The organism is Mesorhizobium sp. M7A.F.Ca.US.006.04.2.1 (assembly GCF_004022915.1).
GTDB classification, from domain to species: Bacteria; Pseudomonadota; Alphaproteobacteria; order Rhizobiales; family Rhizobiaceae; genus Mesorhizobium; species Mesorhizobium ciceri.
This window is the reverse complement of record NZ_RZQA01000107.1, coordinates 1-10,755: the sequence shown is the minus strand read 5'-3', so window position 1 is coordinate 10,755 and position 10,755 is coordinate 1. Positions and strand designations below refer to the sequence as shown.

The window sequence follows — 10,755 nt, the reverse complement described above, 5'->3', positions numbered from 1 at the left end:
GGCCTCAGCCGAGCCCATTTCTCACGCTGTTTCGCCGAGAGCGAAGGCCTGCCTCCGGCCGAGTTCGTGCTGCAGCAGCGCCTGCAACGCGCGGCGAAGCTGCTGACCAAAGCGGATTTTTTGCCGGTGAAGGAAGTCGCCATCCTGTGCGGCTTCGAGGAAGCGAACTATTTTTCAAAGGTCTTCCGCCGCTGCTACGGCATCACACCGAGCCAGTTCCGCACCACAGGCATGTACGCGAATTTGCGGACTCCGGCCAGGCGCGGCGTCAGGGCGTTCGATGACGAGACCTGACGCCGCCACGGTTAAACAGGCAGCCAACTAGGCAGCGCGCAGGCTGCCGCCGTCCAGCCATTCGAGATCGGCTTGCGAAAGCGTGATGTCGAGAGCGCGCAGGCTGTCGTCCAGTTCATCCAACGTGCGTGGCCCGATCAGCGGGATGGAGGGGAAGGGCTGAGCGAGCACATAGGCCAGCGCAATATGGATTGGGCTCTTGCCCAGTCTCGCGGCAAGTTCGATCGCCCGGTCGCGGCGGCCGAAATTCCGCTCGGAGTACCAGACCCGCACCAGCTCCTCATTGTCTTGCTTGTCGCGACCCGCCCGATCGGTGAAGAAGCCGCGCCCCTGGCTCGACCAGGCGAAATTCGGCATCTTCCTGGATGTCAGCCAGGCCTTCCACGCATCCGTGGAGGACGTGACGCAGCCAGCCCAGATCGGCTCCAGCATTTCGGCCAGCGAGAAATTGTTGGACAGCGCACCGGGCTTTTGCTTGCCGGTGCATTCGGCGTAGGCAATTGCCTCATCCATGCGTTCCATCGTCCAGTTCGAACCGCCGAACGGGCCGCGGATGCGGCCGGCCTTGACCTCGCGATCCATTGCATCGACGAATTCGCCGACCGGCACATCCGGATTGTCGCGGTGCATGAAGTAGACATCGACATGATCGGTCTGCAGGCGTTCGAGCGTCTGGTCGAGCTGCTTGCCGATCACATCAGGATAGCACAGCGGCGAGTGGGCGCCCTTGGCGATGACCACCGATTGCGCGCGCACGCCACGGTTTTTCAACCATTCGCCAAGCAGCTTCTCGGTATAGCCGCCGCCATAGACATAGCCGGTATCGAAGAGATTGCCGCCGGCCTCGAAAAAGGCATCGAGCAGGATCGAACCTGAGGAAAACGTACGGAAATCCTCGAAGCCGAGCGCCACCACCGATGCCGGCTTCGACAGGCCAGGAATGGTGCGCTTGGCGACCGCCGTGCCGCCGGACAGCAGCGGCCGGCCGGAGATGGTGTTGGTGCGTTGCTCGGCCTTCTCGATCCCGTATTCGAGGCCGGCTGCCGCCCGCCATTTGTCCAGCACACGCAAGGTGCCGAGGCTTTCCGCCCACGCCATGCCCGGCCAGGCGAATTCTTGGCCGCCGGCGAGGATCGCCTCGCCGGCTGCGTCGACCTCGAAGGAATAGACATGGCGCTTCTCGTCGACGCTGATGGTCTGGCGCGTACCATCGGAGGCGATGACGTCTATCCGGCCGAGACCGACATCGCGGTTGCCGCCGGCGAACCAGAAGTCCGGCACTTCGATGCGGCCCTTAGTGCCCAGGATGCGCAGGACATTGTCCTGGCTGAGCGAGATGCTGCAGGAGACTTCAGCGACAATGCCACCGGGGAAATGCAGCAGCGCGGAGGCCCATTCGTCGACGCCGGACTGGCCCAGATGGGCGGTGCCGACCACCTTGTCTGGCTCGCTGAAGGGCTTTCCGACGGCCGCACCGGCAATCAGCCGGACCATCGAGACGGGATAGCCGCCGACATCGAGAATACCGCCGCCGGCGAGATCGTTGGCATAGAGCCGGTGCTGCGGCATGAAGCCCGGCATGGCGAAACCGAAGCTCGACTTGATCATCCTGATCTCGCCTATGACGCCGGACCTGATCAGCTCCACCAGCTTCTTGGTCTGCGGGTGCAACCGGTACATGAAGGCTTCGCCGAGGAATGTGCCGGCCTTGCGCGCGGCATGCATCATGGCGTCGGCCTCGAAGGCGGTCAGCGCCAGCGGCTTTTCGCACAGCACATGCTTTCCGGCCTCGGCCGCCTTGATCGCCCATTGCGCATGGCCTGGATGCGGTATCGAAATGTAGACGGCGTCGATGTCGGGGTCGGCGAGCAGCGCGTCGTAGCCGTCGAGGATACGGGCACCGGGAAAACGCTCGGCAAGCCCCGGCTTGGCGGGATTGCGTGCGCCGATGGCGACCAGCTTGCCGGTGTCCGAAGCGGCCACGCCACCGGCAAAGGACTGGGCGATGCTGCCCGGGCCGAGAATGCCCCAGCGAATGGGCGTGGTTGCGGTCATTGTCATTCTCCTTGAAGGCTGGAAAGGGCTGGCGGTCAGCGCAGCCGCAGTCCTTTTTCGTCGAACAGGTAGGATTTGCGGATGGAAACGGTGATCGCGGACGTGTCAGGGACCTTTGCCGCGTCGCGCTGGATCACCACGTCGTCCCCGTTGGCCGTTCTGGCATAGAGGAAACTTGTGCCGCCCAGGTGCTCGATCACGTCGATGGCAACCACAAGGTCGGCGTCGCCTTCTCCGGCATTGCCGAAATGTTCAGGCCGCACACCGACAATGACCTTGCTGCCGATTTTTGGGCCGCCGATTTCGGGCGCAGTGCCAGTCAGCGGTTGCGTGATGCGGGTCTTCTCCTGGCCCGCCAGTTCGACCACGACGCCAGGTGCATCGTGCCCGACAACCCGGCCTTTGATGAAATTCATCTTCGGCGAGCCGACAAAGCCGGCGACGAACTGATTGTCGGGGTTGTCGTAGAGATCGAGTGGCCGGCCGATCTGCTCGATATGGCCGGCGCGCATCACGACGATCCTGTCGGCGAGCGTCATCGCCTCGGTCTGGTCGTGGGTGACATAGATCATTGTCGTGCCCAGTTCCTTATGGAGCCGGGAGATCTCGACGCGCATCTGGACGCGCAATTCGGCGTCGAGATTGGAGAGCGGCTCATCGAACAGGAACACCTGCGGTTCGCGCACGATGGCGCGGCCGATGGCGACGCGCTGGCGCTGACCGCCTGAGAGTTTTTTCGGGCGTCTGTCCATCAGTTCGCTGATGCGCAGGATCTCGGCCGCCCGCTTCACCCGCCGTTCGGTGTCGGCTTTTGGATTGCCGGTCATGCGCAGGCCGAAAGAGAGGTTCTGTTCGACGCTCATATGCGGATACAGCGCGTAGGACTGGAACACCATGGCGATGCCGCGGTCGGCCGCCTCGACATCATTGACCACCTTGCCGCCGATGGCGATCTCGCCGCCGCTGATGTCCTCGAGCCCGGCGATCATCCTGAGCAGCGTCGATTTTCCGCAGCCGGAGGGGCCGACGAAGACGACGAACTCGCCGTCCTTGATGTCCATGCTGGCGCCATGGACGACCTCGAAGACGCCGAAGCGCTTGACGACATTGGTGAGCGTGACCGTTGCCATGCTGCCCCTTACTTGACCGCGCCGGCGGCAATGCCGGCGATGAAATGGCGCTGCAGCAGCACGAAGACGACCAGCATCGGCACCGTCAGCATTACAGCGCCCGCCATGATGCCGCCCCATGACACCTTGGTGAGGCCGATCAGCGTGCCGAGCGCCACCGGCGCCGTCATCGAACCGGGCTGGCTGTTGATCAAAAGCGGCCACAGATAATTGTTCCAGGAGGCGAGGAACAGGATGATGGCGAGTGCGGCCAGCATCGGCCGCGCCAAAGGCAGCGCGACAAAGAGGAAGATGCGCCACTCCTTCACGCCCTCGACGCGCGCCGCATCGAAGAGGTCGTCCGGCATCATCGAAAAACTCTGCCGCATGAACAGCACGCCGAGCGAATTGAACAGCGGCGGAACGATCAGCGCCACCCAGGTGTTGGCGAGCTTGAAGTCGCGCGCCACCATGATGAACTGCGGGATCAGCACGACCGCATAGGGCAGCGTTATGGTGCCCAGTATGATGGCGACAACCGCGCCCTTGCCGAAGAACTGGTAGCGGGCCAGCGCCCAGCCGGCCATCGACGTCAGCAGCACCGACAGGATGGTGTAGGTCACCGCCACCGAGACCGAAATGCCGATGGCGCCGACGAAGTTCGTGTCACGCTGCAGATTGTTGAAATTGTCGATGAAATTGCCGTGCGGCAAAAGCTCGATGCCGGGGCTGAAGATGCCGTTGTCGGGCATGGTCGAGAACACCACCATCATCCACAGCGGAAACAGCCAGATCAGCGCCAGCGGCGTCAGGAACAGATGCAGAGCGATGCTGCGTCCCAGCCTGGCGGAGGAGCGCGAACTCATTTCGGTTCCCTCGTCAGCCACAGCTGCGCCAGCGTGATGGCGATCGCCAGCCCGGCCATGGTGTAGGCGACGGCCGAGGCGTAGCCGAAGTTGAGCGACCGAAAGCCCTGGCGGTAAAGCAGCAGGCCAAGCGTCTCCGTGCCGCCGCCCGGCCCGCCGCGCTCGGTGATCAGGAAGGGCTCGGTGAACAGCTGCATGGTGCCGATGATCGACAGCACGAGACAGAACACGATGACCGGCTTCAGCAGCGGCAGGGTGATATAGAAGAACTGCTTGAGCTTGCTGACGCGGTCGAGCGTCGCCGCCTCGTAGACGTCTTCGGGAATGGACTGCATGCCGGCGAGCAGGATGATGGCGTTGTAACCGGCCCAGCGCCAGGTCACCGCGATCATGATCAGCGCCATCGCCGGCGTGACGTTGGAGAACCAGTCGATCTTGGGCAGGCCGACGCTGTTCAGGAGCTTGTTGATGATGCCGAAATCGAGGTTGAACATCAGCCGGAACACCGCCGAATAGGCAACCTCGCCGACCACGACCGGGGCGAAGAAGGCGAAGCGGTAGAGGCCACGCGCCTTCAAGAGCGGCGAGTTCAAAAGCACCGCCATGACGAGCGCCAGCGAGATCATCACCGGCACCTGGATGACCAGGATGAGCAGCGTGTTCTTCAGGGCGTTGAAGAAGGCCGGATCGCCGATCAACCGGCCCCAGTTGAAGCTCGGCGCGAACCGCCACGGCACGGTGCGCGTCGCCTGGAAGGAGATCATGAAGGAGCTGATGATCGGCCACACCCAGAAGATCGCGAAGATCAGCAGATAGGGCGTGAGGAAGCGATAGGCCGTGGCGTTACGATTGCGCATCTTGCTCCTCCTTCTACCGCTTGTTGTTTCACGCCGTCGCCTGGGTCTTCCCTTCTCCCCTTGTGGGAGAAGGTGTCGCCGAAGGCGACGGATGAGGGGGTGTTCCAGGGAATGCCAACGTCTCACTCCGCTGGAGCACCCGTCATCCGTCTCGGCGCTATCGCGCCGATCCACCTTCTCCCACAAGGGGAGAAGGAGAAGCGGCAATCAAGATTTGACGGGCAGTCCGGTCGCCGCCGCGATCTGGCTTGCGGCATCGTCGAGCGCCGCCTTGGCGTCAGGATAGCCGCCGGCCAGATACTTGGTCTGCACGGCGCGGACGATGATTTCGGCGTCGCTCTGGAACTGCGTGCCGCGGCTCGGAACAACCTTCGGCAAGGTGCCGAGAATGTCCTTCCATACCGCCTGGCCGCCCCAGTAAGACAGGACTTGCGCGACATAGGGATCGTCGAGCGCCGAGACCAGGGACGGTACCAGGCCGAACTCCTTCAGCATCGTGATCTGGCCTTCATTGGTTCCGAGCGTGTATTTCAGATAGGCGTAGGCAGCCTCCTTGTTCTTGGAAGCCGAGGTGATGGCCAGCGAGGACCCGCCGAGATTGGCGGCGCGCGGCCCGTCGGCGGTGAGGCTCGGCATCAGATAGACGCCCCATTTGCCGTTTTCGCCGGCAGATTCGGTGCGAATGGTGCCCTCATACCAGCCGCCATAGATCTGGGTGGCGACGGTGCCGGCGGTGTTGTTGGTGATCTTGGTGCCCCAGTCGGCCGACGAGATGATGCCGGCGTCCTTCATCTCCTTGACCTTGGTCATGGCATCGATGCATTTGGGCTGGTTGACCGTGATCGACTGTCCGTCCTCGGAGAAATAGGCGCAGCCCTGTTCGTTGGAGATCATGCGGAACAATTCCGAGTCGCCGTTGAAATCGGCATTGGTCATCGAGACGCCAGGATTGGCGGCCTGGATTTTCTTGCCGGCGGCGATGAAATCGTCCCAGGTCTTGATCGAAGCCGGATCGACGCCGGCCTTTTCGTAGAAGTCGCGGCGATAAAAGGCGGCCACCGGGCCGGAATCCCACGGCATCGCGTAGGCCTTATCGCCCACTTCCAACTCGGTGCGCTTGAAATCGGGGAATTTTTTCTGGTCGTCGGCTGTGTAACCGAGCGTATGCAGGTCGACGAAGCAGTCGGGGAACTGGCTCCAGTAATTCTCGGCCTCGCCGTTCTCGATGGTGACGACATCAGGCAGCCCGACGCCGCCGGCGGCGCAGCCGGCGATCGACTTGTCGTAAGTCGGCTGGTTGCCGAGATCCTGGACCGTGACCTTGACGTCGGGAAATTGCTTGTTGAAGCCGGCAATGGTCGCTTTCAGCGATGAAGCCGCGACATTCCAGCTCCAGATGGTGATTTCGCCGGATTGCGCGAAGGCCGGGGCTGAGCCCAGGGCAAGCGCGAGCGCGGCGCAGGTCATTGTGATGCGCATTGAAATCCTCCCATTTCATTTGCTCTCTCACTGTGAGCGTGGCTAGACTATGCACCGGGCAAGGCCTGTCGCCGTCAAAGGGAATATGAAATTGGCGGAAAGTAAGATGCCTGAACGGCCGTTCTACCAGCCTGGGGCCAGCAGCGTGGAAGGCCTGCCGCTGCTCCTGCAGATGTTTCACACCAATCCGTTGGTGATGCTCAAGCCGCATTGGCACGCCCAGGTCGAGGTTAATTTCATCGTGCGCGGCAGCGTGCATTACCGCATGAACGACCACGAGATTTCGCTTTCGGCCGGCGAGATGTGCCTGTTCTGGGGTGGCCTGCCGCACCAGATGGACGATTTGTCCGACGACGCCATCTATGCCGGAGCGCATCTGCCGCTGGTGCATTTCTTCCGGCTGCACCTGCCCACGGACATAAGGCACCGGCTGATGACGGGCGCAACACTGGTGACATCAGCCACCGACCAGTCCGACAACCATAATTTCGAGCGCTGGAACCGCTACGCCCGGTCCGGCGACCAGGCCAAGGCCGAACATGCCGTCAACGAATTGCTGCTGCGGCTGGAGCGAGTGCGGTTCGAGCCCTATCGGCTGGTATCCGCAACTCCGACCGACCAGGAAACAGGCAGCCCCTTTGACCAGCAATCGTCGCGGAATGTCGGACGCATGTGCGATTTCATCGCCGAAAACTTCCTCTATGACATCGATTGCGTGAACATCGCCGCGGCCGCCGACATCCATCCCAAATACGCCATGAGCCTGTTCAAGAAATCCACCGGCATGACGCTCAACGAGTATGTGAACCTGTTGCGGCTGAGCTATGCGCAGGCGCTTTTGATGCATCAGGACGCCAATGTGCTGCGCGTCGCCATGGATTCGGGTTTCGGCTCGCTCAGCGCCTTCAACAAGTCGTTCCGCAAGCTCGCCGGCATGTCGCCTTCCGATTTTCGCCGCGGCGTGACCGGCGCCAGATAGGCGATGGCGACTTGCGGGCGCCCAGTGCCGCGAGCATTGCTGCACCTCGACCGCCGGCTAAAAGACATGTCACGGCGTTTCAGCCTGCAATAGCGGCACGGACAAGAATGGCGAAGGCCGGATAGTGCCATGCCGTGCGCCATTCCGGCCCGCAAGCGGCATGGAAACCGGGGCGCCGCACGGCATCGCTTTTCCTGCCTGAAATTGCCACCTAGGCGCTGGACAGGCCGAATTCCCGTGCTATAACCCACGCGCTTTCAAGGGGCGCCCACGGCGCCTCGATGAATTCCGGCCTGCGAGTTTTCGTTTGCCGGAACAGGCCCAGATAGCTCAGTTGGTAGAGCAGCGGACTGAAAATCCGCGTGTCGGTGGTTCGAATCCGCCTCTGGGCACCATCACCCTCGCAAGGTGTTGACACAGCTGAAAAACCAGCAAAACTAACTGCTTAGGGCTACCCGAGTGCTACACACAGGTGTTACACATGGTCCTAGCTATGAGCCGTCCAACAAAACATCGTAAGACCGGCGTTTACTGGTTCCGAAAGCGGATGCCAGCCGATATCGCCTTGTTGACCGGCCGCCGAGAAGTCAACAAGACGCTCGGAACGAAGGACCCCGAAGAGGCAAAGCGAAAATTCGCGGAAGTCCTTGCGGAGTACGAACGTGAGTGGGCGCAGCTTCGGCTAGGAAACGGCTCGGTCAATGGAAGCAGCTGGGGTGGTCCTGCCCCTGCTGGTGCAGATTCCCTCACACCGCGCCTCATTACGGACCGTGAGGCGCATCTTCTTGCCACGGCGGTGCACGATGAGTGGCTTGCGAAATTCTACGACAATCCGAGTGAACAGCTCCACTGGCACACCGACCTGTACGAGGGCATGTGGGAAAAGTATCCGTTGCCATCAACTGATCCAGTCGCTGGAGTGGAAGGCATCGCTGATCCCATCCCGGGGACAATGCCAATTGAGAATGTCTTTTGGAAATCGATGAGGGCCAGATGCATTAGCAGGGCTGAGGCCATCCTAGCTGACAATGGCTACAGCGATGATCCTTGGAGCATTCACAAGACAGCACGAGCTGTTGGGGCTGCTCTGCAGCGAGCTAGCTTGACGCTACAAAGGCTCGAACGCGGGGAGTTTGAGCTAGGAGAGCAGCCCGGGCGCCTTCCTCGTTCGGCAAATACTCAGGCAGCAGACGGTCAGTCCTACAAGGCGACGGCTGGGAACTCCGACGCAGCGACGTTGACCGGCCTCGTTGACGGTTGGTGGAAGGAGAGCAAGGCAGCAGGCAGAAAACCGAGCACCTATGAAAGCTATAGAGACGCCTTTGCCTATCTTGCTCGTTTCTTGAAACACAACGACGCATCGACGGTCACGGCTAAGGATGTCATTGCCTTCAAAGATCACCGACTGAGCACACCCTCGCCGAAAACTGGAAAGATGATTTCCGCCAAAACGGTTAAGGATAGCAATCTGTCGGCTCTGAAAGTCGTCTTCGGCTGGGGGGTCGCCAACGGACTTGTCGCTCATAACCCGGCTGTCGGTGTGACCTTGAAGGTCGGAAAGCCTGCTCGCCATAGATCGAAGGGCTTTTCTGATGAAGAGGCGAAGACGATCCTTTCTGGCGCGCTATCTCATCAGCGAGGGCAGGAAAATCCGAAGACATTTGCGGCGAAGCGTTGGGTACCATGGTTGTGTGCATTCACAGGAGCTCGCGTAGGCGAATTGGCCCAGTTGCGGAAGCAGGATGTATCCCTGCGCGGCGACTTCTGGGTCATTCGCATCACCCCTGAGGCCGGAACAGTTAAGACTAATGAAGCCCGCGAGGTACCTCTCCATCAGCAGGTGATAGACCTTGGATTCCCTGCTTTTGTACAAGAGGCTACAAGCGGCCACCTCTTCTTGAACGTCGATTCGTCTGAAAACGTCCGAGGGGCTCTGCGAGGCTTGAAGAACCGGCTCGCCGAGTTTGGGCGGACCTTCGTGCCAGACCCAAATGTGGCGCCGAACCACGGCTGGCGGCACCGCTTCAAAACAATTGGCATGGAAGCCGGTATTCCTCCGCGCATCCTCGACGCAATCCAAGGTCAGGCAGCTCGGACGGTTGCCGACACTTACGGCGAGGTCACACTCAAAACGATGGCCGAGCAGCTTGCCAAGCTACCCTTCTATTCACTTGTTGACGCAAATCAGAATTTAGCGTCGCGGCCACAGTGATAAGCCATTTTCTTTCTGGTGTAGTTTGACGCGCGTTCGCTCCCCTTGTGGGCACTTCCAGCAGCTTTGCGCATTCCGTCGGCGGTGTGACGGGACCAAGCAATTGCAATTTACCTTGTAGCCACCCTTGCGAATAACCAAGTGACTGCCTATTTCCCCAACTAGACGAATGGCAGCAGCCATCGGCCGAGCGCCGAGTTCTCCTTTGGAGAGCCAAGAAGCTCACGGACTTCGCCGCAGATTTTGCGGTTCAGCTCGGCCAAATCACCACAGATCAATCTGGGGTCGGTGCTGCTGGATTCGTTGTTTTTCCATCTCCATCGATCCCGCTTTTTGCGGAGTAGAAAAATGCCTTGCGATCTAGCTTGTGCAATCTTGGACGCTGTCGCGTTGTCCAAGGAATTTACGGTCGTGAACGCCGGAGGTGCGCAATGAGCGCCAAAGGAAATTCACCAGAACGGAAGCTACCGGTTGCGCTCGAATCAAAAGATAGGTGCCCACCAATCGAAGACTTGCTGAACAACCAAGGTGCCATCAACGGCGCATTGGACACCCTAAGCAACAGCCTCGCTACTCTAGCAACGCAGTATCGCCAGCATTATCGCGAATACCTCGCCGATGGCTATTATTTGGCGTCGGTCATGCGCAAAGATCCCGACACTTGGAGCGATTTCTGTCATAGGCTCGATTGGAACGATGTCGCCGATCGACCCAAAATCAATGAGCCCGAGAGGGCTCTGGAGTACGTGCTTCGCATAGTCTGCGGCCTTGGAAGCAGAACCGGACGACAAAAGGCTTCAAAGCTGAAGTTTGCGCTGCTTGACGCGTGGGAGGCCGAGATTCCACACAGCGAAATACCCGACTGGCTAAAGCAGCGAGGAGGCATCGAGAAGGCTTACAGGGC

At 60.7% G+C, this 10,755-nt stretch carries 9 protein-coding genes and 1 tRNA gene; 5 read left to right on the top strand and 5 right to left on the bottom strand.

Annotation, left to right across the window (positions count from 1 at the left end):
• Positions 1 to 294 (top strand): helix-turn-helix transcriptional regulator (locus EN925_RS08595; RefSeq protein WP_164894161.1); only part of this gene is annotated, 294 nt, incomplete at its 5' end.
• Positions 295 to 321: 27 nt separating this feature from the next.
• Here EN925_RS08595 and EN925_RS08590 read toward each other — a convergent pair.
• From EN925_RS08590 to EN925_RS08570, 5 genes are all read right to left on the bottom strand, one after another.
• Positions 322 to 2,349 (bottom strand): aldo/keto reductase, encoded by a 2,028-nt coding sequence (locus EN925_RS08590; RefSeq protein ID WP_128336458.1) that lies wholly within the window; start codon positions 2,347 to 2,349, stop codon positions 322 to 324.
• Between the two features lie 35 nt (positions 2,350 to 2,384).
• On the bottom strand, positions 2,385 to 3,479 hold the full coding sequence (gene ugpC, locus EN925_RS08585) for a sn-glycerol-3-phosphate ABC transporter ATP-binding protein UgpC (protein WP_127384500.1): 1,095 nt from the start codon (positions 3,477 to 3,479) through the stop codon (positions 2,385 to 2,387).
• Between the two features lie 8 nt (positions 3,480 to 3,487).
• Positions 3,488 to 4,324, bottom strand: coding sequence for a carbohydrate ABC transporter permease (locus EN925_RS08580; protein ID WP_013530185.1), 837 nt, complete (start codon positions 4,322 to 4,324; stop codon positions 3,488 to 3,490).
• Positions 4,321 to 5,181, bottom strand: a complete 861-nt coding sequence (locus tag EN925_RS08575; protein ID WP_013530184.1) for a sugar ABC transporter permease — start codon at positions 5,179 to 5,181, stop codon at positions 4,321 to 4,323. The genes EN925_RS08580 and EN925_RS08575 overlap by 4 nt, the downstream gene beginning before the upstream one ends.
• A 207-nt stretch (positions 5,182 to 5,388) precedes the next feature.
• Positions 5,389 to 6,660 carry an extracellular solute-binding protein gene (locus tag EN925_RS08570; protein WP_127368060.1) on the bottom strand — a complete coding sequence of 424 codons (1,272 nt, stop codon included), beginning with the start codon at positions 6,658 to 6,660 and terminating at the stop codon, positions 5,389 to 5,391.
• An 85-nt stretch (positions 6,661 to 6,745) separates the two neighbouring features.
• Between EN925_RS08570 and EN925_RS08565 the strand changes: the two genes are divergently transcribed.
• The 4 genes from EN925_RS08565 to EN925_RS08550 form a co-directional block, all read left to right on the top strand.
• The gene (locus tag EN925_RS08565; RefSeq protein ID WP_024504770.1) at positions 6,746 to 7,639 is read left to right on the top strand and encodes a helix-turn-helix domain-containing protein; all 894 of its coding nucleotides are present in this window, start codon (positions 6,746 to 6,748) and stop codon (positions 7,637 to 7,639) included.
• 319 nt (positions 7,640 to 7,958) lie between these two features.
• Positions 7,959 to 8,034: transfer RNA gene (locus EN925_RS08560), tRNA-Phe, on the top strand.
• Between the two features lie 86 nt (positions 8,035 to 8,120).
• Complete coding sequence (locus EN925_RS08555; protein ID WP_081714266.1) at positions 8,121 to 9,851, top strand: DUF6538 domain-containing protein; 1,731 nt, start codon at positions 8,121 to 8,123, stop codon at positions 9,849 to 9,851.
• A gap of 431 nt (positions 9,852 to 10,282) precedes the next feature.
• A partial coding sequence (locus EN925_RS08550; protein ID WP_164894160.1) for a hypothetical protein occupies positions 10,283 to 10,755 on the top strand: 473 nt, incomplete at its 3' end.

What these genes read in the sequence shown, in the direction of transcription:
- EN925_RS08590 (WP_128336458.1), bottom strand. Translation starts at nt 2,349, where the DNA reads ATGACCGCAACCACGCCCATTCGCTGGGGCATTCTCGGCCCGGGCAGC.
- ugpC (WP_127384500.1), bottom strand. Translation starts at nt 3,479, where the DNA reads ATGGCAACGGTCACGCTCACCAATGTCGTCAAGCGCTTCGGCGTCTTC.
- EN925_RS08580 (WP_013530185.1), bottom strand. Translation starts at nt 4,324, where the DNA reads ATGAGTTCGCGCTCCTCCGCCAGGCTGGGACGCAGCATCGCTCTGCAT.
- EN925_RS08575 (WP_013530184.1), bottom strand. Translation starts at nt 5,181, where the DNA reads ATGCGCAATCGTAACGCCACGGCCTATCGCTTCCTCACGCCCTATCTG.
- EN925_RS08570 (WP_127368060.1), bottom strand. Translation starts at nt 6,660, where the DNA reads ATGCGCATCACAATGACCTGCGCCGCGCTCGCGCTTGCCCTGGGCTCA.
- EN925_RS08565 (WP_024504770.1), top strand. Translation starts at nt 6,746, where the DNA reads ATGAAATTGGCGGAAAGTAAGATGCCTGAACGGCCGTTCTACCAGCCT.
- EN925_RS08555 (WP_081714266.1), top strand. Translation starts at nt 8,121, where the DNA reads ATGGTCCTAGCTATGAGCCGTCCAACAAAACATCGTAAGACCGGCGTT.